Annotated in this window: 19 protein-coding genes; 7 read left to right on the top strand and 12 right to left on the bottom strand. The window is 59.7% G+C overall.

Annotated features, from left to right (window positions below):
• Positions 1-425 precede the first annotated feature (425 nt).
• Entirely contained in the window at positions 426-2,255 is a 1,830-nt protein-coding gene (locus J3P85_RS29965) for a reverse transcriptase domain-containing protein (RefSeq protein ID WP_434704454.1), read from the bottom strand.
• Between the two features lie 656 nt (positions 2,256-2,911).
• Here J3P85_RS29965 and J3P85_RS29960 point away from each other — a divergent pair.
• Complete coding sequence (locus J3P85_RS29960) at positions 2,912-3,607, top strand: DUF1963 domain-containing protein (protein ID WP_434704453.1); 696 nt, start codon at positions 2,912-2,914, stop codon at positions 3,605-3,607.
• A 99-nt stretch (positions 3,608-3,706) separates the two neighbouring features.
• Here J3P85_RS29960 and J3P85_RS29955 read toward each other — a convergent pair whose 3' ends face one another.
• The 6 genes from J3P85_RS29955 to def all read right to left on the bottom strand — a co-directional run bounded on the left by J3P85_RS29955 (position 3,707) and on the right by def (position 9,776).
• Positions 3,707-4,870 (bottom strand): ATP-binding protein, encoded by a 1,164-nt coding sequence (locus tag J3P85_RS29955; protein WP_434704452.1) that lies wholly within the window; start codon positions 4,868-4,870, stop codon positions 3,707-3,709.
• A 177-nt stretch (positions 4,871-5,047) separates the two neighbouring features.
• Positions 5,048-5,359 (bottom strand): tetratricopeptide repeat protein, encoded by a 312-nt coding sequence (locus J3P85_RS29950; RefSeq protein ID WP_434704451.1) that lies wholly within the window; start codon positions 5,357-5,359, stop codon positions 5,048-5,050.
• 175 nt (positions 5,360-5,534) lie between these two features.
• Positions 5,535-6,908 (bottom strand): Trk system potassium transporter TrkA, encoded by a 1,374-nt coding sequence (trkA, locus tag J3P85_RS29945; protein ID WP_434704450.1) that lies wholly within the window; start codon positions 6,906-6,908, stop codon positions 5,535-5,537.
• A 23-nt stretch (positions 6,909-6,931) separates the two neighbouring features.
• A complete protein-coding gene (rsmB, locus tag J3P85_RS29940; protein ID WP_434704449.1) occupies positions 6,932-8,242 on the bottom strand; it encodes a 16S rRNA (cytosine(967)-C(5))-methyltransferase RsmB in 1,311 nt (436 codons plus the stop codon).
• Positions 8,239-9,198 (bottom strand): methionyl-tRNA formyltransferase, encoded by a 960-nt coding sequence (gene fmt, locus J3P85_RS29935; protein WP_434704448.1) that lies wholly within the window; start codon positions 9,196-9,198, stop codon positions 8,239-8,241. Before fmt ends, rsmB begins: the two co-directional genes overlap by 4 nt.
• Before the next feature lie 71 nt (positions 9,199-9,269).
• On the bottom strand, positions 9,270-9,776 hold the full coding sequence (gene def / locus J3P85_RS29930; RefSeq protein WP_030138961.1) for a peptide deformylase: 507 nt from the start codon (positions 9,774-9,776) through the stop codon (positions 9,270-9,272).
• Positions 9,777-9,930: 154 nt separating this feature from the next.
• Between def and J3P85_RS29925 the strand changes: the two genes are divergently transcribed.
• From J3P85_RS29925 to J3P85_RS29915, 3 genes are all read left to right on the top strand, one after another.
• Complete coding sequence (locus J3P85_RS29925; protein WP_186710651.1) at positions 9,931-10,956, top strand: LysM peptidoglycan-binding domain-containing protein; 1,026 nt, start codon at positions 9,931-9,933, stop codon at positions 10,954-10,956.
• An 80-nt stretch (positions 10,957-11,036) separates the two neighbouring features.
• Positions 11,037-12,131 (top strand): DNA-processing protein DprA, encoded by a 1,095-nt coding sequence (gene dprA / locus J3P85_RS29920; RefSeq protein ID WP_434704447.1) that lies wholly within the window; start codon positions 11,037-11,039, stop codon positions 12,129-12,131.
• Positions 12,132-12,192: 61 nt separating this feature from the next.
• Complete coding sequence (locus tag J3P85_RS29915; protein ID WP_014335849.1) at positions 12,193-12,750, top strand: L-threonylcarbamoyladenylate synthase; 558 nt, start codon at positions 12,193-12,195, stop codon at positions 12,748-12,750.
• A gap of 423 nt (positions 12,751-13,173) precedes the next feature.
• Here the strand turns inward: J3P85_RS29915 and J3P85_RS29910 are convergent, their stop codons facing one another.
• Positions 13,174-14,151: an NADPH:quinone reductase gene (locus J3P85_RS29910; protein WP_434704446.1), complete on the bottom strand. Its 978-nt coding sequence runs from the start codon at positions 14,149-14,151 to the stop codon at positions 13,174-13,176.
• Between the two features lie 164 nt (positions 14,152-14,315).
• On the opposite strand from J3P85_RS29910, the gene hemF reads away from it, so the two are divergent.
• Together hemF and aroE are read left to right on the top strand one after the other, a co-directional pair.
• Positions 14,316-15,230: an oxygen-dependent coproporphyrinogen oxidase gene (gene hemF / locus J3P85_RS29905; protein WP_434704445.1), complete on the top strand. Its 915-nt coding sequence runs from the start codon at positions 14,316-14,318 to the stop codon at positions 15,228-15,230.
• Between the two features lie 13 nt (positions 15,231-15,243).
• Positions 15,244-16,065, top strand: coding sequence for a shikimate dehydrogenase (gene aroE, locus J3P85_RS29900; RefSeq protein WP_434704444.1), 822 nt, complete (start codon positions 15,244-15,246; stop codon positions 16,063-16,065).
• Between the two features lie 236 nt (positions 16,066-16,301).
• Here the strand turns inward: aroE and J3P85_RS29895 are convergent, their stop codons facing one another.
• From J3P85_RS29895 to betC, 3 genes are all read right to left on the bottom strand, one after another.
• Entirely contained in the window at positions 16,302-17,870 is a 1,569-nt protein-coding gene (locus J3P85_RS29895) for a SulP family inorganic anion transporter (protein WP_434704443.1), read from the bottom strand.
• Positions 17,871-18,030: 160 nt separating this feature from the next.
• A complete protein-coding gene (gene choX, locus J3P85_RS29890) occupies positions 18,031-18,951 on the bottom strand; it encodes a choline ABC transporter substrate-binding protein (protein WP_434704442.1) in 921 nt (306 codons plus the stop codon).
• A 16-nt stretch (positions 18,952-18,967) separates the two neighbouring features.
• Positions 18,968-20,482 carry a choline-sulfatase gene (betC, locus tag J3P85_RS29885; RefSeq protein ID WP_434704441.1) on the bottom strand — a complete coding sequence of 505 codons (1,515 nt, stop codon included), beginning with the start codon at positions 20,480-20,482 and terminating at the stop codon, positions 18,968-18,970.
• Positions 20,483-20,596: 114 nt separating this feature from the next.
• On the opposite strand from betC, the gene J3P85_RS29880 reads away from it, so the two are divergent.
• Positions 20,597-21,547 carry a choline sulfate utilization transcriptional regulator gene (locus J3P85_RS29880; protein ID WP_434704440.1) on the top strand — a complete coding sequence of 317 codons (951 nt, stop codon included), beginning with the start codon at positions 20,597-20,599 and terminating at the stop codon, positions 21,545-21,547.
• A gap of 138 nt (positions 21,548-21,685) precedes the next feature.
• Here J3P85_RS29880 and J3P85_RS29875 read toward each other — a convergent pair whose 3' ends face one another.
• A complete protein-coding gene (locus J3P85_RS29875) occupies positions 21,686-22,345 on the bottom strand; it encodes an NAD(P)-dependent oxidoreductase (RefSeq protein ID WP_434704439.1) in 660 nt (219 codons plus the stop codon).
• Between the last annotated feature and the right edge of the window lie 50 nt (positions 22,346-22,395).

The following is a 22,395-nucleotide window of genomic DNA, read 5'->3' as shown; positions in this document are numbered from 1 at the left end:
AGCCTAAAAAGCGGACCTCGCTGATTCCAGACGTCCAAATGTTCTCGAACCCGCACGTCCGAACGCAGCATGCTACAGGCTACACGATCACCTATCGGTGCTTAGTAATCAGAGAACAAGGGGATGGAATTATTTTCCGACATCCAATCTGGCCCTTCTTCCCTTCAACCAACCTGCTCAAACCGCTGCCACCTCGGGAACAACTCCATCCCCAGCGCCACGGCAAAATCAACACCAACCCCAGTTCAAACCCAACAAGCGAGGCTGGCTAGGAAAAGGGGGCCGGGGAAAGGGCAGAGAATTTCAGCAAATAAATCCGCACCTTTTCGCAAGCTTGATAGCAGCTTAGCTAGTAATTAGCTTGAGAAACGTCTATTGCCATAAAGCTTCTCTTTGATCGTAGGTTTTTTATATCAATTTTTCGACTAAATAATCTTCAATGATATTTTTTGAAGCCTTCCGGAGAAACTTGTAATAATAGTCCCGACTATATGATTGATATAGTAGTAGGGGCGCGACTTAGGCAATAAACATGAAAGATTTGGCTGGTTGTTTTTTAATGCCAAATATCGCTTTCGGTAAATAAATTCAGGGAGCTTAAGGATTTCTTTGAGTTTTTCAACAGGAAGGAAACCATGTAAAATACTGGCCAAATCATTTCTTGTCGTTCCAATAGTAGCAATGCCTATGACTTCCATAGAGCTATTGAAAATGGGGCCGCCGCTGTTGCCTTTTAACAACGGTATGTCCACGAGCCAGTAGTTGCGACCCAAAACGTTTCGCTGTTGGACTATCTTGCCGGTGTTGAAGTACGGAGGGGTGCCGGCACTGTGGTTAGGGTACCCCATCGACAATATCGGATCTAAAACACTAGTTAGACCATTTTTTTTCCGCATTTTAAGAGGGCGGATTGTGTCAAAGCTGTAGTCGGGGTAAAAAACCGCAAGATCTCGTTCTTTGCAAGAAAATATTAACTGTGCGGAAAGTGTGCGACTTGTTGCCTCGTTAGTTATGAAGGATACGCAGTCTGGCGCTAGCTCTTGAGTAATGCCATCGACAACATGAAAATTTGTCACAACGCCCACCCCATCTAAAAGAAAGGCAGTACCTTGACTTTCGCTCATCATTTCTTCAACTACGAAAACAGACTCGCCCAATATATCCTGAGCGGACTTCATAAGATTCTTATCTTCTTTTCCTATCGCCTTGCTAAATCTATATGCAAGTTTTCGATAAATTGAATCGCTCTTTCCTCGAATCATTTTTAGGAAGTCTAAGCGCCCTTTAACCACCGTTTTGAAGAATTCGCCATTGCTTTTTTTTATTTTGTCCAGTTGATAGGGCGTCAGCTGGTGGGTTTCATTCAAGCCCTCGACATATTTAATTTCCGCGTTTATGGGGCCGAATTTTTCTAAAGCATAAATCAAAGAGCCGGTTAAACGAATATAAGATCGAGGCAAATTAGTAAATTCATTTACTGTGACGCCTGCGGCAACCTGTCTTTGGGAACGATGTTTTAGTCTGGTTTTTTCAGGATTAACAGTAAATCCATTTTTTAGTATTATGTTGGTGAGGGTGTCGCCTGGAGTTGCCTCATCCTCGCTCGATATCTTAACTATATCTTTTGGTAGTCTGTGTTTTTTGCAGGTGAACGAAAATGTAAGATCATCTACGTATCTTGTGTAATGGCATTGGTTTTTTGAGGCGACGCTTAAAATTTGCCCATCAAGTTTCAAAGCAATCATGTTTGAAATTATTGGAGAGGTAGGTGCGCCTTGTGCCAAATGTCCGTTGAAGCAGCAGAGTTGGGCTATGACTGTGGCTACATTTTCAGGAGCGTTGAACGGGTAAGCCATAAAAAGGCGCTTGACTCTTCCATAGTGAATTGTTTGAAAGAAATCTTTTAGATCAATATTGAAAACATATTCTTTACCAATGTGTGGTTGGGCATTGGTTTTTATGCTTTTATTTTCTACAAAGCCGTGCGTGCAAGACTTAGCGTTATGTGTTGTTAAGAGATACTGCGCTAGCAACCGCTGAAAATGTTTCAGGTGGTTTTTAGGTGCGTGAATGGTCCTGATGTCGCCATTTTTTTTGGGGATGGTGAAGGTTACGTAATTAATTTTAGTCTGAGGATATAACAGGCCAAGGAGGGCATCCTGCGTTGTGCCAAGCAAGAGTGCCAACGACTCTATGTTGCCAAAGCCCGGTTTTACTTTAATTAGCGAAAAAGCAAAATTAGGAATAGTAGTCATATCTAGGCCAGACGGTGGGGATGTTTTCTCTTGTATCACTGAGCGACAACATTCAGAACATTGAGCTCAAACAAGCAGAATGCAACCGTTGAGTTACCCACTGCAGACAGTCAGCGGAAAGTTAAATCGCCCCCCACCGTCGGGTTGGACTGATACTGACAATCTACAGAGGCCATGTCAAATGGCTATCTTCTGACATCATTGACTTAAGTGCATCGGCTGCCTGCTTTGGCCGAAGGCGCAGGGCCATTGGAAAAGTGGACAGGTTTATTTTCCGTAGACTTCCCCTTCAATACCATTCACATGGATGCTTGCTCCTGCTTCTCCACCCTCTGGGTCAAGCCAGGACCTGACCACCGCACCTCCAAGCTACGTATCCTCGCGCCTTTGCCTACAACCGCACCAGAATCCGCCGGCTTTGCAGCCTTGCCCTCAAGCTCTATCGTTTCCTTACTACTGGCCGAGCCGGTGTCGACGACACTCGGGTACGCTAGGAGCGCTCGGGAAAGTCATTGGCCGGGGGGAAGAGTGGGAAAGCTCACCCTCGTGAAGGACGCTAACGTGACCTAGCTCGGGCAAAGAAGCGCTGCCATCCACTCTCGTACACTGCCAATCTGCGACTTAATACCTGTAGCAAAAAGGAGGTTTGCATCGCCATGGAAATCCAGGAAATCAAGCAACGTCTGGCCCGCCCCGCCGTGAAGCTCATTACCGGCGGCTTTCGTCCTGCCGGCACCGATGAAGAAAGCTGGCTGGGCAATGTCTTCCTGTTCCGACCGGATGAAGAGGTGCCCACTAATCAGGCGGGGCAACCGTTGCTCCCCTACGCGCAGTTTTACCTGCCCGCCCTGCCCGTCAATAGCCCTCTGCTAGCAGGGGTTCGTGTGCTGACGGTGTTCATTTCAAACCCGTTCCCCGAGCACCTTGAGCCGATGGGGAACAATTGGGTTATCCGCGAGTATGGGCCGGATGATGTGTTGGTGCGCAAGTCTCTGTCGGTGGCAGATTCATTCCTCAAACCTTTCCCACTGACAGCGCAAGCGGTGCCGGAGGACTTTCCGCTGTGGGATGGCGGTGGTGTCCCGGAAGACCTTGAGCAAGCAATCCTCACGCTGGAACGCGCGGGCAAGATCCAGAGCTATTACGACTTGGTCACCCACACTTACGAACACAAGATCGGCGGTTACCCCTCGTTCTGCCAGTCGGGCGTTGATCCGGGTGAAGGCTTCGAGTTTGTGTTCCAGATCTCATCGGACGCGAAGATCAATCTGAACGTGGTTGACAGTGGAAGCCTGATGTTCTGGAAGCACAGCGAAACTGGGGAGTGGGCGCTTTATTACGACTTTTACTAGGGACAGGGGAAGATACGATTGTGAGACAGTCCGATTACGGATGAGCCCAAATCGTGGCCTGTCCCCCGGTTTCCTCCCCTCACCACACACTGCTGGCCTTCATTCCTGGCGACGCATGAACTCTGCAAAAAGGGGAACTGTAAAATTCAGATATCCGTGATCTGTGCTGTAGATCATTCCCTTGGCTATGACGTTGGCCCGAGTCGGTCCCAGCGATGATTGAAGACGTCCCATCGCCTTCGCAATATCAGCGATGGCATAAGGGCCGTCGCCAAGCTCGGACATGGTCTTCACAAACTGCACTTCAGACGGTGTAAGCCGATCAATGCGGACCCTGAAGAAACCTGCATCAAGGGAAGCTAATGTTTCGGAATAAGAATGGTCGACATCATCAAGCGTAATTTCAGGCCCCTCGGCGATGTTCCATGCCGTGGACGCCCACTCTTGAAGAAAGAACGGATAGCCCTGCGTCCGATCAACAATGCTGTCCAGCGCTGCAGCGTCGATAGAAGCCTCCTCCTCCAAGATCGGCTTTTGAACGGCTTGAGTCGCAGATGGTTGATCAAGCGCCCCAACCTCTGGGTAAAGGAAAAGCCGCTCGGCATATGACTTCGCCTCACCCGCCAGCCGAGCTACTTGCGGAAGACCAGCACCGACCAGCAGAACCGGAAGCCCGTCTTGCGACATGCGATGGATAGAGACAATCAGTGCCGATAGATCTGCTTCGGTGAGGTATTGGACTTCATCAATGAGAAGAATCCAGCCTTTGCCGGCGGCCTGTGCCGCTTCACCTATTACAGTAAAAAGGTCTGGAAGATCGTATTGGAGATTTCCGCTGTCCGCGAGTCCAGGCTCAGGCTCGACACCAATCTCAATACCTCCAACATCGATCTTGAAGATTGATGCAAAGCTGCGGAGTCCTTTCAGCCCACGATTAGCAATTTGCTTGGCGGCCTCAACGCTGGAAAGCGCGCGCATGACCTTTCGCATTTCAGGATAAAGAAGACGTGCAAGGCTTTCACGTTCTGGCGACTCTACCTTGGAAACGAGAAGGCCTTCCTCCTTCGCAATTCTGCCTATCTCATTCAACAGGACCGTCTTACCCGTGCCTCTTAAGCCAAGGAGCATGATGGAACGAGCACTTCGCCCATTGAGGGCTCGCCCACAGGCAACTCTTGCTGCCTCAAGAATCAAGTCGCGTCCCGCCAATTCAGGGGGCCTGCTGCCCGCGCCGGGCGCAAACGGATTACGGTAGGGATCCATGTTGACCTCACAGACTAGCAAATTCTATAGAAAGATAGCCAAAGCTAGCTCAACTAACTATCTTTAGCTATAGATCGCTAGCATTTTATAGAGTCGGATTTATTTCTGATTATTTATGAGTGCTTCGCACTCAAGCGGGAGCAAGCTCCCTCGCCACAAAAGCGGTTTTGTGTGAAGTCAGGGATGGCGATCCAGCTTCTTGAGGAACACGGTCATTTCTTTTTCGGCTTGTTTGTCGCCGTGGGCGCGGGCGGCTTCCAGGCCTTGTTCCCAGGCTTGGCGGGCTGCGGCGACGTCGCCTTGGCCTTGGTGGGCCTTGCCCAGTAGTTTCCAGGCGGCTGAATACTTGGGGTCGAATTCGACGCAGCGTTGGAGGTGTTCGGCGGCGCGGGGGAATTCGCCTAGGTCGAGGTAGCCTTTGCCGAGGCCGAAGCGGAGAAGGGCGTTGTCCATGCCCTTGGCGAGCATTTTTTCCAGGGAGTCGAGCATGGGGGCGTCCTTATCGGTGTGTCAGGGGTTGATCAGTGGCTGTTGGATAGCTATCGCGAGCAAGCTCGCTCCCACAGGGGTTGGGGGTTGCTCACGGTATTTGTGAGCAATGGAGACCCTGTGTGGGAGCGAGCTTGCTCGCGATGAGGCCATGACTGCCACCGCAAAGCCTGGATCAGAAGAAACTCAACCCCACATGGAACAGCTTCTCGACGTCGCGAATGTGCTTCTTGTCCACCAGGAACAGGATCACATGGTCGCCGGTCTGGATCACGGTGTCGTCGTGGGCGATGAGGACTTCTTCGTCGCGGATGATCGCGCCGATGGTGGTGCCGGGTGGCAGGCCGATGTCGCGGATGGCTTTGCCGATCACTTTGCTGGACTTGGCGTCGCCGTGGGCGATGGCTTCGATGGCTTCGGCCGCGCCGCGGCGCAGGGAGTGGACGCTGACGATGTCGCCGCGGCGTACGTGGGCGAGCAAGGTGCCGATGGTTGCCAGTTGCGGGCTGATGGCGATGTCGATGTCGCCGCCCTGGATCAGGTCGACGTAGGCCGGGTTGTTGATGATGGTCATGACCTTTTTCGCGCCCAGGCGCTTGGCCAGCAGCGAGGACATGATGTTGGCTTCGTCGTCGTTGGTCAGGGCCAGGAAGATGTCGGCGTCGGCGATGTTTTCTTCCAGCAGCAGGTCGCGGTCGGAGGCGCTGCCCTGCAGCACCACGGTGCTGTCGAGGGTGTCGGAGAGGTAGCGGCAGCGTGCCGGGTTCATCTCGATGATCTTGACCTGGTAGCGGCTTTCGATGGCTTCGGCCAGGCGTTCGCCGATCTGGCCGCCGCCGGCGATGACGATGCGTTTGTAGTTCTCGTCGAGGCGGCGCATTTCGCTCATGACGGCGCGAATATTCGCCTTGGCGGCGATGAAAAAGACTTCGTCGTCGGCTTCGATCACCGTGTCGCCCTGGGGCAGGATCGGTCGGTCGCGGCGGAAAATCGCGGCGACGCGGGTCTCGACATTCGGCATGTGCTCGCGCAATTGGCGCAGTTGCTGGCCCACCAGCGGGCCGCCGTAGTAGGCCTTGACCGCCACCAGTTGCGCCTTGCCCTCGGCGAAGTCGATCACCTGCAAGGCGCCGGGGTGTTCGATCAGGCGCTTGATGTAGTTGGTCACCACCTGTTCGGGGCTGATCAGCACGTCCACCGGGATCGCTTCGTTGTCGAAGAGCTCGGCGCGGGTCAGGTAGGCCGCTTCGCGTACCCGGGCGATCTTGGTCGGGGTGTGGAACAACGAGTGGGCGACCTGGCAGGCGACCATGTTGGTTTCGTCGCTGTTGGTCACGGCCACGAGCATGTCGGCGTCGTCGGCGCCGGCTTGGCGCAGCACCGTCGGCAAGGAACCGCGTCCTTGCACGGTGCGAATGTCGAGACGGTCGCCGAGGTCGCGCAGGCGTTGGCCGTCGGTGTCGACCACGGTGATGTCGTTGGCCTCGCTGGCCAAATGTTCCGCCAGCGAACCGCCGACCTGCCCTGCACCCAGGATGATGATTTTCATCCATTCACTCCTATCGAATCGGTTTAACCGCGTGCGGCGGCGATTTTGATCAGCTTGGCGTAATAGAACCCGTCGTGGCCGCCTTCCTGGGCCAGCAACTGCCGGCCGTGAGGCTGCTTGAGGCCGGCCTGGGTGGCGATGTCCAGCTCCCGGGCGCCCGGCGTGCGGGCGAGGAAGGCTTCGATCACGTCGGTGTTTTCGGTCGGCAAGGTCGAGCACGTGGCGTAGAGCAACATGCCGCCCACGTCCAGGGTCGACCACAGGGCATCGAGCAGTTCGCCCTGCAACACGGCCAGTGCGGCGATGTCGTCCGGCTGGCGGGTGAGCTTGATGTCTGGATGGCGGCGGATCACGCCGGTGGCCGAGCACGGCGCGTCGAGGAGGATGCGCTGGAACGGTTTGCCGTCCCACCACGCCGCCGTGTCGCGACCGTCGGCGGCGAACAACTCGGCGTCCAGGCCCAAGCGTTCGAGGTTTTCCTTGACCCGCACCAGGCGCTTGGCTTCCAGGTCCACCGCCACGACGCCGGCCAGTTTCGGCTCGGCTTCGAGGATGTGACAAGTTTTGCCCCCTGGCGCGCAGCAGGCGTCCAGCACCCGTTGGCCGGGCGCCAGCTCCAGCAGGTCGGCGGCCAGTTGGGCGGCTTCGTCCTGGACGCTGATCCAGCCCTCGGCGAAGCCCGGCAGTGCGCGCACATCGCCCGGGGTTTCCAGGATGATGCCGTCGCGGCTGTATTGGCACGGGATGGCTGGGATGCCCGCCTCGCCCAGCAACGCCAGGTAGGCGTCGCGGGTGTGGTGGCGGCGATTGATCCGCAGGATCATCGGCGGATGGGCGTTGTTGGCGGCGCAGATGGCTTCCCATTGCTCGGGCCAGAAGGCCTTGAGGGATTTCTGCAACCAGCGCGGGTGGGCGGTGCGTACCACCGGGTCGTGTTCCAGTTCGGCCAGCAGGGTTTCGCTTTCCCGTTGGGCGCGGCGCAACACGGCGTTGATCAGGGCCTTGGCCCAAGGTTTTTTCAGCTTGTCGGCGCAGCCCACGGTTTCGCCGATGGCGGCGTGGGCGGGGACGCGGGTGTAGAGCAATTGATAGAGGCCCACCAGCAGCAACGCTTCGACGTCGGCATCGGCAGCCTTGAACGGCTTCTGCAACAGCTTCGCCGCGAGGGCCGAGAGGCGCGGTTGCCAACGGGCGGTGCCGAACGCCAGGTCCTGGGTGAAACCGCGATCACGGTCTTCGACCTTGTCCAACTGGGTCGGCAGGGAACTGTTCAGCGAGGCTTTGCCGCTGAGGACGGCGGCAAGTGCCTTGGCGGCGGCCAGACGTGGGTTCATGAGGCGTCCACCGCTTGGCCGAGGACGGTGCCGACGGCGAATTTCTCACGACGGCTGTTGAACAAGTCGCTGAAGTTCAGCGCCTTGCCGCCGGGCAGTTGCAGGCGCGTCAGGCACAGGGCCTGCTCGCCACAGGCAACGACGAGGCCGTCCTTGCTGGCGCTGAGGATTTCTCCTGGTGCGCCCTTCCCTTCGGCCAAGTTGGCGGCCAAGACTTTCAGGGCTTCGCCGTTCAAGGTGCTGTGGCAGATCGGCCAAGGGTTGAAGGCCCGCACCAGGCGCTCCAGCTCGACGGCCGGGCGGCTCCAGTCGATGCGGGCTTCGTCCTTGTTCAGTTTGTGCGCGTAGGTGGCGAGGCTGTCGTCCTGCACTTCGCCTTCCAGCGTGCCGGCGGCCAGGCCGGCAATGGCTTGGACCACCGCTGGCGGGCCGATCAGCGCGAGGCGATCGTGCAGGCTGCCGCCGGTGTCTTCGGCGCTGATGGGGGTGCTGGCCTTGAGCAGCATCGGCCCGGTGTCCAGGCCGGCTTCCATGCGCATCACGGTCACGCCGCTCTCGGCATCGCCCGCCTCCACCGCACGTTGGATCGGCGCCGCACCGCGCCAACGCGGCAACAACGAGGCGTGGCTGTTGATGCAACCCAGGCGCGGGATATCGAGCACCACTTGCGGCAGGATCAGGCCGTAGGCGACCACCACCATCAAGTCCGGCTTCAGCGCCGCCAGTTCAGCTTGGGCTTGCGCGTCGCGCAGGGTCGGCGGTTGCAAGACTGGCAGGCCGTTTTCCAGTGCGAGTTGTTTGACCGGGCTGGGCATCAATTTTTGCCCGCGACCGGCAGGACGGTCCGGCTGGGTGTAGACCGCGACGATTTCATAGGGGCTGGCCAGCAGGGCCTTGAGGTGTTCGGCGGCAAACTCGGGAGTGCCGGCAAAGACGATGCGCAGTGGCTCAGTCATGGAAAACTCTCAATTACAAAGCAGTCGCAAAAAGAAAAAGGCTTGCCGCGGCAAGCCTTTGAAGAGGGGCATCAAGCGTTCTGGCGATGGATCTTTTCCAGTTTTTTCTTGATCCGGTCACGCTTGAGATTAGACAGGTAATCGACGAACAATTTGCCGTTGAGGTGGTCGCATTCGTGCTGGATGCACACCGCCAGCAGGCCTTCGGCGATCAGTTCGTAAGGCTGGCCGTCACGGTCCAGGGCCTTGATCTTGACCTTCTGCGGACGGTCGACATTTTCGTAGAAGCCCGGCACCGACAGGCAGCCTTCCTGGTATTGGTCCATCTCGTCGGTCAGGGTTTCGAACTCGGGGTTGATGAACACCCGGGGCTCGCTGCGGTCTTCGGAGAGGTCCATGACGACGATACGCTTGTGCACGTTGACCTGGGTCGCGGCGAGGCCGATGCCGGGCGCCTCATACATTGTTTCAAACATGTCATCGACCAGCTGACGCACTTCGTCGTCCACTACGGCCACCGGTTTGGCGATAGTGCGCAGGCGCGGGTCCGGAAATTCGAGAATGTTCAAAATGGCCATAAGCTTGATAAATGCACGTGTGAGGTAAAGTCGGGTGGCTGGCCTGGCGTGTGTCGGGATGCAGGCTACCGTTGTAAAACGTTGCTCTTGAACAGAGCGAGCCACGGGGGCTCTGGCGTTTTACGCGAACGCACATAATAAAGGGATTCACCGCATGAGGAAATCACTACTCGCCCTGCTGCTCCTGGCCTCGGCCGGTATCGCGCACGGGCAAGTGCAACTTCGGGAAGGTTTTCCCCAGCAATACACGGTGGTGACGGGGGACACGCTGTGGGACATTTCCGGTAAATACCTGCGCGAGCCGTGGAAATGGCCGGAGCTGTGGCAGGCCAATCCGCAGATCGAAAACCCCAACCTGATCTATCCGGGCGACACCCTGTCGCTGGTCTACGTCAACGGCCAGCCGCGCCTGACCCTCAATCGCGGCGCCTCGCGCGGCACCATCAAGCTGTCGCCGCGCATTCGCAGTTCGCCGGTGGCCGATGCGATCCCGAGCATTCCGCTGCAAGCCATCAACAGCTTTTTGCTGAGCAACCGCATCGTCGACACGGCGGAAGATTTCAACAAGGCGCCCTACGTCGTCGCCGGCAATGCCGAGCGGGTGCTCAGCGGCATGGGGGACCGGGTCTTCGCTCGTGGTGCATTCGATGAGAGCCAGACGGCGTACGGCATCTTCCGCCAGGGCAAGGTCTACACCGACCCCGAGACCAAGGAATTCCTGGGCATCAACGCCGACGACATCGGCAGCGGCGAAGTGGTCGCCAGCGAGGGCGATGTCACCACCCTGGCCCTGCAACGCACCACCCAGGAAGTGCGCCTGGGTGATCGCCTGTTCAGCGGCGAGGAGCGCTCGATCAATTCGACCTTCATGCCCAGCGCGCCGAAATCGGACATCCAAGGCCTGATCCTCGATGTACCCCGGGGCGTGACGCAGATCGGCGCGCTGGACGTGGTCACCCTGAACAAGGGGCGGCGCGACGGGCTGGTGGAAGGCAACGTACTGGCGGTGATGAAGACCGGTGAAACCGTGCGCGACCGCATCACCGGCGAGCCGGTGAAAATACCCGATGAACGGGCCGGCCTGCTGATGGTGTTCCGCACTTACGACAAACTCAGTTACGGCTTGGTGCTGTACGCCTCGCGATCGTTGGCGATCCTCGACAAGGTGCGCAATCCGTAACGGGTCTCACAAGTTACCAACAGAGTTATCCACAGCTTGTTCCCGTTTCAACGGGACGATAATGATCAAGGATTGATCACATGCCATTGCCTGAATCTGCTTCGGTTCCGCCTGCGGAACTGGAGGCCCGTCTGCGCTTGCATCGCTTGCCGGAGCTGGGACCTAAACGTTTCATGACCTTGATGGAGGCCTTTGGCTCAGCGTCCAAAGCCATCAGCGCACCGGCCAGCGCCTGGCGGGCGCTGGGGTTGCCCGCCACGTGCGCCGAGGCCCGACGCGCCCCGGACATACGCGACGGCGGCGCCCATGCACTGGCCTGGCTAGACGGCCCGGCCCAGCATTTACTGATGTGGGACCAGCCTGACTACCCGGCGCTGCTGGCGCAGATCAGCGACGCGCCGCCGCTGCTGTTCGTCGCTGGCGACCCCTCGATCCTGGAAAAACCGCAGCTGGCGATGGTCGGCAGTCGTCGGGCATCGCGTCCCGGAATGGACACGGCGGCGGCGTTTTCCAGAAGCCTGGCCGGGGCGGGTTTTGTCATCACCAGTGGCCTGGCGTTGGGCATCGATGCGGCGGCTCATCAGGCAGCCCTGGATGTCGGTGGGCAAACCGTCGGCGTGCTCGGCACTGGCCTGGAAAATTTTTATCCACAGCGCAATCGTCGGCTGGCGGACGCGATGATTGCCCAGGGCAGCGCGGTGGTTTCGGAGTTCCCGCTGGACGCAGCGCCCAACGCCAGCAACTTTCCGCGCCGCAACCGGATCATCAGTGGTTTGTCCCTCGGTGTGCTGGTGGTGGAGGCCAGTGTCGCCAGTGGTTCGCTGATCACCGCCCGCCTGGCGGCTGAACAGGGTCGCGAGGTGTACGCCATTCCTGGCTCGATCCATCACCCTGGGGCCCGGGGCTGTCATCAACTGATCCGCGACGGGGCGGCACTGGTGGAAACCGTCGAGCACATCCTTGAAACATTGCGCGGTTGGCAACGGCTGCCGCTGGCCGCCGAGCCTGTGTCCGTGACCCATCCGCTGCTGCGCCTGCTGCATGCCGCGCCGCAGAGCAGCGAGGCGTTGGCCGACGCCAGTGGCTGGGGTTTGCCCAAGGTGCTGGCGGCGTTGACCGAGCTGGAAATGGAGGGACGCGCCATTTGTGACAACGGACGCTGGTTCGCACGCTAGGTTTTATGGGGAAGATCGGTAAACTGCCCACAGCCTTAATTGCGTTGCGGGAGAATCTTTCATGGTCAACAGTTGGCGTGTGCAACAAGCCGCGCGAGAAATTCGCGCCGGGGCGGTGATTGCCTATCCAACCGAAGCGGTCTGGGGCCTGGGTTGCGACCCATGGAACGAGGAGGCCGTGGAACGCCTGCTGGCGATCAAGTCGCGGCTGCCCGACAAAGGCCTGATCCTGGTGGCGGACAATATCCACCAGTTCGACTTTCTGTTCGAAGACTTCCCCGAAACCTGGATGGACCGCATGGCCAGCACCTGGCCAGGGCCCAATACCTGGCTGGTGCCGCACCAGAACCTGCTGCCGGAGTGGATCACCGGGGTGCACGACACCGTTGCCCTGCGGGTCAGCGATCATCCTACCGTGCGTGATTTGTGTTCGCTGGTCGGGCCGCTGGTGTCCACCTCGGCCAACCCCCAGGGGCGCCCGGCAGCGCGCACGCGAATTCGCGTCGAGCAGTATTTCCGCGGGCAGATCGACCTGGTGCTGGGCGGCAACCTGGGCGGGCGCAAGAACCCCAGCGTGATTCGCGACCTGGCGACCGGCAAGGTCGTGCGGCCGGACTGAGCCAGAACACAGACTCTGCATCTTGCATAAACCACTGTGGGAGCGAGCTTGCTCGCGATGGCGCCAGGGCAGTCAGCATCAATGTTGACTGATCCACCGCTATCGCGAGCAAGCTCGCTCCCACAGGGTTTTGTGTTGCACACAGTATTTATGAACACCACCGAACAAGTGTGGGAGCGGGCTTGCTCGCGATGGCGTCAGGTCAGTTGGCATTGATGTTGGCTGATACACCGCTATCGCGAGCAGGCTCGCTCCCACAGGGTTTTGTGTTGCACACAGTATTTATGAACACCACCGAACAAGTGTGGGAGCGAGCTTGCTCGCGATGGCGTCAGGTCAGCTGGCATTGATGTTGGCTGATCCACCGCTATCGCGAGCAAGCTCGCTCCCACAGGTACTGCATGTACCCTTGGGTACCCAATCTCAAGGCAGCAGAACGGTCGACCCCGTCGTGCGCCGCGCTGACAACTCGGTATGGGCCTTGGCCGCTTCCGCCAGTGGATAACGCTGGTTGATATCCACCGTGAGCTTGCCGCTGGCAATCATCCCGAACAGCTCATCCGCCATGCGCTGCAGGTTTTCGGCGTTGTTGGCGTAGGTCGCCAGGGTTGGGCGGGTGACGTACAGCGAGCCCTTGGCCGAGAGAATCCCCAGGTTCACGCCGTCCACCGCGCCGGAGGCGTTGCCGAAGCTCACCACCAGGCCACGGGGCGCCGTGCAATCCAAAGACGTCAGCCACGTGTCCTTGCCAACGCCGTCGTACACCACCGGGACTTTCTTGCCGTCAGTCAATTCCAACACGCGCTGCGGGACGTTTTCCTTGCTGTAGTCGATGACTTCCCAGGCGCCGTGGGATTTGGCAATGGCGGCTTTTTCCGCCGAGCTGACAGTGCCGATCAGTTTCACGCCTAGAGCCTTGGCCCATTGGCAGGCCAGGGAACCGACGCCACCGGCGGCCGCGTGGAACAGGATGGTTTCGCCGCCCTTGAGTTCATAGGTCTGGCGCAACAGGTATTGCACGGTCAGGCCCTTGAGCATCACCCCGGCGGCCTGTTCGAAACTGATGGCTTCGGGCAGGTGCACCAGGTTGGCTTCGGGCAACACATGCACATCGCTGTAGGCCCCCAGCGGGCCGCTGCCGTACGCCACCCGGTCGCCGACCTTGAACCGCGTAACATCGGAGCCGACCGCCTCGACCACCCCCGCGCCCTCGGCGCCCAGGCCAGAAGGCAGCGCTGGCGGCGGATACAGGCCGCTGCGGTAATAGGTGTCGATGAAATTCAGGCCGATCGCCTTGTTGCTGACGCGCACCTGCTGCGGGCCCGGCTCGGCCGGCTGGTAGTCGACGTACTCGAGCACTTCGGGACCGCCGTGGGAACTGAACTGGATACGTTTGGCCATCTTCACTTTCTCCTTGTCGCAGGACTTTTTACCAAGCCTGCTATCGGACTCCTAAGCTTGACCGTCGTCAACTGTGGCGTGGGCAAGTGCGGTGGTATCCTGTGCGCCCATTTGCCACCGGCCCGCTATACGCCGCGTAGCGTAGCCCTGATCAAGGTGATGTCATGTCCACTCGCACCGAGGCCGTGAAAGCCTACCTGCTCGACCTGCAAGACCGTATCTGCGCCGCCCTGGAAACCGAGGACGGCGGCACGCGCTTCGTCGAAGACGCCTGGACCCGGCCTGCCGGCGGTGGCGGTCGCACGCGGGTGATTGAAAACGGCACGGTGATCGAAAAGGGCGGCGTCAACTTTTCCCACGTCTTCGGCAGCGGTCTCCCACCGTCGGCCAGCGCCCATCGGCCCGAATTGGCCGGTCGCGGCTTCGAAGCCCTGGGCGTGTCGCTGGTGATCCACCCGCACAACCCCCACGTGCCGACCTCCCACGCCAACGTGCGCTTTTTCATCGCCGAGAAGGAAGGCGAAGAGCCGGTCTGGTGGTTTGGCGGCGGCTTCGACCTGACGCCTTATTACGGCGTGGAGGAAGATTGCGTGCATTGGCACCGCATCGCCCAGCAAGCCTGCGAACCGTTCGGCCCGGACGTCTATTCGCGCTACAAGGCCTGGTGCGACAGCTATTTCCACATCAAGCATCGCAACGAGCCCCGGGGCATCGGCGGCCTGTTTTTCGACGACCTGAACGAGTGGGATTTCGACACCAGCTTCGCCTTCATGCGCGCCATCGGCGACGCCTACATCGATGCCTACCTGCCGATCGTGCGTCGCCGCAAGCACGATACGTTCACCGCCCAGCAACGGGAGTTCCAGGAATACCGCCGCGGGCGCTACGTGGAATTCAACCTGGTCTACGACCGCGGCACCCTGTTCGGGCTGCAATCGGGCGGGCGCACCGAGTCGATCCTGATGTCCCTGCCGCCGCAAGTGCGCTGGGGTTATGACTGGAAAGCCGAGCCGGGCAGCGAAGAAGCGCGGCTGACCGAGTATTTCCTGCAGGATCGCGATTGGCTGGCAACGGCCTGAACGGGGATTATCCATGGACCGCTACGTTGTAATGGGTAACCCGATCGGCCACAGCAAGTCGCCGTTGATCCATCGCCTGTTTGCCGAGCAGACCGGGCAACGCCTGGACTACAGCACGCTGCTGGCACCGCTGGAGGATTTTTCCGGGTGCGCCCAGGCATTTTTCCGCGAGGGGCGTGGGGCGAACGTCACGGTGCCGTTCAAGGAGGACGCCTTTCGCCTGGCCGACAGCCTGACCGAGCGGGCCCAACGGGCCGGGGCGGTCAATACGTTGAGCAAGCTGGCCGACGGTCGCCTGTTGGGTGACAACACCGACGGCGCCGGCTTGGTCCGCGACCTGACCGTCAACGCCGGCTTCAGCCTCAAGGGCAAGCGCATCCTGTTGCTCGGCGCCGGCGGCGCGGTGCGCGGCGCCCTGGAACCGCTGCTGGCCGAAGCGCCGGCCTCGGTGATCATCGCCAATCGCACGGTGGAAAAAGCCGAATTGCTCGCCGAGTTGTTCGCCGACCTGGGGCCGGTTTCGGCCAGTGGCTTTGACTGGCTGCAAGAGCCGGTGGACCTGATCATCAACGCCACCTCCGCGAGCCTGTCAGGGGATGTGCCACCGATTGCCGCCAGCTTGATCGAGCCCGGCAAGACGGTTTGCTACGACATGATGTACAGCAAGGAACCGACTTCGTTCTGCCGTTGGGCCCGTGAGCACGGGGCGGCGGTGGCGTTGGATGGCCTGGGCATGCTCGCCGAGCAGGCGGGAGAAGCCTTCTACCTGTGGCGCGGGGTACGCCCGGACACCGCGCCAGTGCTGGCCGAGCTGCGCCGCCAGTTGGCGCTATGAACGGTGAACTGAACTGTGAACTGTGAACTGTGAACTGTGAACTGTGAACTGTGAACTGTGAACTGTGAACTGTGGCGAGGGAGCTTGCTCCCGCTCGGGTGCGAAGCGCCCGCCTGACTGACCGCACGGCACTTAAGGTTGGCAGGCCCTCTAGGACTGCTTCGCAGCCCAGCGGGAGCAAGCTCCCTCGCCACAGGGGATGCCTGCCTTGAGCACAGGTATGTCTGCCTTGAGCCCTAGTCTTCGAAATGAATCGGGCACGCCTGCGCCCCTTCCAACTTCAACAACTCCTCCACCACCTGCGGCCGGGCCATGCGCAACGTCAGGCTACGCCCCTGGCCGCGCAGGCGCCGGGCTTCCTGATGAAGCATTTCCACCCCGGAATAATCGATGAAGTTGATCTGCTGGGCATCGATGACCACCCGCTGCGCCTGCAACCGTTGCAGGCGCACTTGCAGGTAATGGCTGGCGCCGAAAAAGATCGAGCCGCCGACCCGCAAAATCTCCGCCTCCCCTTCGCGAAAATGCTGCACCCGGGGCTGCGAGGTGCGCTTGAGGTAAAAGAACAGCGAGGCCAGTACACCGGCATAAATGGCAGTTTGCAGTTCCAGCAGCAACGTCGCCAGGCAGGTCAGGCTCATCACCACGAATTCGGCGCGGCTCACGCGGTACAACGCCCGGATACCCCGATGATCCACCAGCCCCCAGGCGATCAGCAAAATGCTGCCAGCCATGGCGGGAATCGGGATGTGCGCGATCAGTTTCGCCCCGGCGACCGCAAACAACGCCACCCACAAGGCCGAGAACACCCCGGCCAGGGGCGAGCAGGCTCCGGCTTCATAGCTGAGGCCGGAACGGGTGAAGGAACCGGCTGACAACGATCCGGAGAAAAATCCTCCGACAATGTTGGAAAGCCCCTGCGCCCTCACCTCCTGATTCGCATCGAGCAATTGCCCAGACCGTACCGACAACGAACGAGCGATAGACAGGCTGGTGACCAACCCGAGCATGCCCACCGCGACGGCGCCGGGCAGCAGGCGCAGGATCAGCTCCAGGTCCAGCGGCAGCAAAGTGAGCGGCGGCAGGCGCCCGGCGAAAGCACTGACCAGCGCCACATGCCCGAACATCGCCGGCCACAACCAGACCACCAGGCTGCTGATGACTAAAGTTATCAACAGGCTCGGCCAACGCGGCAGCAAGCGCTTGAGCACGACACCGAGAATCAAAGTGCCCAATCCCAGCAGCAGCGATGGCTTATCCACAGCCCCGATGTGGTCGACCAATATCAGCAGGCCCCTCAACGCCGTGGCTTCGTTCGGCAGGTCGAGGCCCAGCAGGTTCGGCAACTGCCCCAGGGCGATAACCACCGCCGCGCCCAGGGTGAAACCCAGCACCACCGAGTGGGAAACGAAATTTACCAGCGCCCCGAAACGCAGCAAACCCAGCAACCATTGGAAGATACCCGCCAGCACCGTCAGCAGCAGGATCAAGGTTATGTAGTCCTGGGATGCGGGCACGGCCAAAGGACTGACGGTGGCGTACAAGACAATGGAGATTGCCGCCGTAGGACCACAGATCAGGTGCCACGACGAACCCCACAGGCAGGCGATCAGCACCGGTACGATCGCCGCGTACAAGCCGTACTCGGGGGGCAGGCCGGCAATCAGGGCGTAGGCAATGGACTGCGGCAACGCGAGAATCGCGCCGCTGAGGCCGACGATCAGGTCACGGCCGACACTGGCCCGGGTCTGTCGGGGCAGCCAGCTCAGGAAGGGAAAAAGTGAATGGCGCGTGGGGATTGCCATGGGGCCTCAGGGATGGGATTTGGCGCAAGAGTATCAGGTGAACCCATGTGGCGAGGGAGCTTGCTCCCGCTCGGTCGCGCAGCGGCCGCAAAAAATCGGGACCGCTGCGCAGTCCAGCGGGAGCAAGCTCCTTCGCCACAAAAGCCGCTCGCCATTATGCCTAGAGCTTGGCCTTCACCGCCGCCAACGCGTCCTTGCCATCCAGGGTCCTCACACCCTCCAGCCATTTATCCAGCACCGCCGGGTTGGCCTTGATCCAGGCCTTGGCCGCATCGGCGTTACTAACCTTCTTGTTGACCACCTCGGCCATGATGCTGTTTTCCATTTCCTGGGTGAAGCTCAGGTTGGTCAGCAGCTTGCCCACGTTCGGGCAGGCCTGTGCATAACCTTTACGCGTCAACGTATAGACGCTGCCGGTGTCGCCGAAGTATTTCTCGCCGCCCTTGAGGTAGTGCATTTTCAATTGCACGTTCATTGGGTGCGGGGTCCAGCCGAGGAAGGTCACGAACTTCTGTTTTTTAACCGCCCGGGAGACTTCCGCCAACATCGCCTGCTCGCTGGACTCCACCAGTTTCCACTCGCCCATGCCGAAGTCATTGGTCTTGATGATTTCTTTCAGCGAGAGGTTGGCCGGGGCGCCGGAACCGATGCCGTAGATTTTCTTGTCGAACTTGTCGGCGAATTTGTTCAGGTCGGCAAAGTTATGCACACCCGCATCCCAGACGTAATCCGGGACCGCCAGGGTGAACTCGGTGCCGTCCAGGTTCTTGGCCAGTTGCGTGACGTCGCCATTGGCCACGAACTTGTCATAGAAGCCCTGCTGCGCCGGCATCCAGTTACCCAGGAACACATCCACCTGGCCGTCCTTGAGGCCTCCGAAGGTGATCGGCACCGCAAGGGTGTCAACCTTGGCTTTGTAGCCCATCCCGTCCAGCAGGAAACCGGTGATGGCGTTGGTGGCGGCAATGTCGCTCCAGCCCGGATCGGCCATCTTCACCGTTTCGCAGCTCTGCTCGGCCCAGGCCGAAACACTGCTCAATGCCAACAGCCCAGCGGTCAGTACTGTGGATAACTTTTGCATGGCTTTGCCCCTTACGTTATTGGTTTTGGCAGGGTTGTGGATAACGTGCCTTGCGCTCCAGATCGTCGAGGTCGATGTGGTTACGCATGTACTGCTGGCTGGCGTCTACCAGCGGCTGGTGATCCCAGCTCTTGAGTTTGCCCAGGGTCAGCGCCTGGGCGACGAAACGGCGGCGGCGCTGGCTGGCGAGCACCTGTTGATGAATAGTCGGAATATCCCACTTGGCGCGGGCTTCGGCGAGAAAATCGCCGAACAGGGACTGATGCTCGGTGGATTGGCTGAGATCTTCCAATTCCTTGGGATCGTTGCGAACGTCGAACAGCAGGCACGGGTCATCTTCGCTGTAGATGAATTTCCAAGGGCCACGGCGGATCATCATCAACGGGCTGATGGTGCCTTCGGCCATGTATTCACCGAACACTTCATCATGGCCGCCCTGCCCTTGCAGGTGCGGCACCAGCGAACGGCCATCCAGCGGCAAGCCCGATTCCAGCGTGCCGCCGGCCAGTTCCACCAGGGTCGGCAGCAAGTCGGCGGTGGACACGGCCGCACCCACCCGGCCGCTGGCGAACTGCCCCGGCGCGCTGATCAGCAGCGGTACGCGAGCGGCCATTTCGAACCAGTGCATTTTGTACCAGAGGCCCTTTTCGCCGAGCATGTCCCCGTGATCGCCGGAGAACACGATAATCGTATCGTCCAGCAGACCGGTGTCCTCCAGGGTTTGCAGCAGCTTGCCGACGTTGCTGTCAATGTAGCTGCATGCGCCGAAATAGGCGCGACGGGCATCGCGAATCTTATCCACAGGCAGCGGCTTGTCCCACAAGTCATAGACCTTCAGCAGTCGCTGGGAATGTGGATCGAGGTCCGTTTGCGCCGGGGTCTGGGGCAACGGGATGTCGTTGTCGTCATACAAATCCCAGAAAGCCTTGGGAATTGTGTACGGGTCGTGTGGGTGAGTCATCGACACGGTGAGGCAGAACGGCTGGTCACCGTCCTCGCGGATGTGGTCGAACAGGTACTGCTGGGCCTTGAACACCACTTCTTCATCGAAATCCAATTGGTTGGTGCGCACGCAAGGCCCGGCCTGCAACACCGACGACATGTTGTGGTACCAACTGGGCCGCACGTCCGGCTCGTCCCAGTTCACCGCCCAACCGTAGTCGGCCGGGTAGATGTCGCTGGTCAGGCGCTCTTCGTAGCCGTGCAGTTGGTCGGGGCCACAAAAGTGCATCTTGCCGGACAACGCTGTGCGGTAGCCGAGGCGGCGCAGGTAATGGGCGTAGGTCGGCACGTCCGCAGGAAAATCCGCCGCGTTGTCGTACGCGCCGATCTTGCTTGGCAATTGGCCGCTCACCAGGGTAAACCGCGACGGCGCGCACAGCGGGCTGTTGCAATAGGCGGCGTCGAACACCACGCCCTCGGCGGCCAGGCGCGACAGGTTCGGCAGCTTGATCGGTGAAGGACCGTAGATCGGCAACATTGGCGCGGCCATTTGATCGGCCATGATGAAAAGAATGTTCTTGCGCTTCATGTATTCGCGGCATTCCATAGTAGGCAGTTATGCGACATTGCTGCGATTGAGCATGTAGCCCCCGGGTTTTGGGGTAAAGCCCATGCAGGATAATGACTAGGATAAGCACAGCTTATGTATGACGCCCTGGGTAACCTGTCCCTGGAGCTGTTCCGAGCCTTTGAAGCCGCGGCCCGCCAACAGAGCTTTACCGCGGCGGCGATTGAGCTGGGCACCACGCAACCGGCCATCAGCCAGCAGATCAAGCGCCTGGAAGAGCAACTGGGTACGCGGTTATTCGATCGCATCTACCGTGGCATCGAACTGACCGAGGCCGGGACGATCCTGTTCGAGCAGGTGCAGGCCGGTTTGCAGAGCATCGATGCCGGGCTCAGCGCCATCACCGCCCAGCATCAGCACGAGGTGCTGCAAGTCGCCACGGACTTCGCTTTCGCCGCCTATTGGCTGATGCCGCGCCTGCATCGCTTTCACGCCGCCAACCCGCAGGTGGACGTGAGCCTGGTGACCAGTGAACGCAACCACAACATGCTCCGCACCGATATCGACGTTGCCGTGCTGTTCGGCGACGGTCGCTTTAAACAAGGCGAAAGTCGCTGGCTGTTCAGCGAAGAAGTCTTCCCGGTGTGCAGCCCGTTGCTGCTCAAGGAACGTCCCCTGCCCTTGGCCGCCCAGGCCTTGGCGGAATTTCCGTTGCTGCATTTGCGCGCGAGCAACAGCAACAGCTGGTTCGACTGGAGTGGTGTATTCCGCGAATTGGGCATCACCTCGCCGCCGGCGCCCGGACAGTTGCGCTTCGACAACTACACGCTGCTCATCCAGGCGGCGATTGGCGGCCAAGGCGTCGCCATCGGCTGGCGGCACCTTGTGGATAACTTATTGGCCCAGGGCCTGTTGTGCCGTCCGATCGCGGAAACGGTGCTGTCGCGGCTGGGGTATTACGTGGTCTTGCCCCAGCGTAAACGGCGCGGTGTGTTGATCCGGCAATTCGTTGATTGGCTGATGGAAGAACAGGCCAACAGCGCCGAATCGCTCACGGGATTGCCGTTGCCGTCGATCGCTGTTTGAGTACGTGGCCGTCTTTTTGGGGCTGGGAGGCACAGGACCCAACCTGTGGGAGCGAGCTTGCTCGCGATAGCGGCCGACCAGTTGCATGGAGGCTTCGCAGCCCAGCGGGAGCAAGCTCCCTCGCCACAGGGTTTGCCTCTACATGGCGGGCACGAAGCTGACGTGCTCGCCCACGTGCAGGTTCAGGCGCAGCTCGTCGGCGATGCCGACCGCCACGCGGTTGAGCCGCTCCAAGGTTTCGGCCAGGCCGGGTTCGAGGCTGGTGCTGACCTGGCTGAAATGTTCGATACCCAGGCCAGGCGCGGCGTAGGGCGCGTTGATCAAGGTCCACTGCAAGGCACTGCTCTTCAGGGCATCGAGCATTTCTTCGGCGGCGTGGCGCTGCAAATCATCGTCGGCCTGTTCTTCGTCCAGCATCGCAAAATCACCCACCAGGAACAGCCGTGTAATGTTCACCGCCTGCATGCCGGCGATCAGGGCATCCACCGCCAAGACCTGTTCCACCGGACCGGGAACCAAGGTGCGCTCCACGTGTTCGCTGTTCATCGGCAACCCTGGTGCATTCAACAGGCACACCACGGCGCTGGCGCCGGCGACACTTTGCTTGACCCGCTCCGGGTCGAACAGATCGCCGGTCTTGGTTCGCAGGCCGGGGCGTGGGGCCAGGGCGGTGAGGTCGTCGAGAATGGCGATGACCTCATGCTGGCGTCGTAGCAGTTCAGCCATCAACGCACTGCCGAGGCTGCTCATGGCACCATAGAGCACCACTTTGATGACCGGGGTTTCGGCGTTTTTCATGGCTGTTTCCTCGTTGTCCCGCTTGTAAAGGCTCTGACCCGCGGCAAACG

The organism is Pseudomonas sp. Z1-12 (assembly GCF_051132015.1).
GTDB classification, from domain to species: Bacteria; Pseudomonadota; Gammaproteobacteria; order Pseudomonadales; family Pseudomonadaceae; genus Aquipseudomonas; species Aquipseudomonas zanjanensis.
Note: the sequence above shows the minus strand (reverse complement) of the source record. Positions and strands in the feature narration are given on the sequence as shown.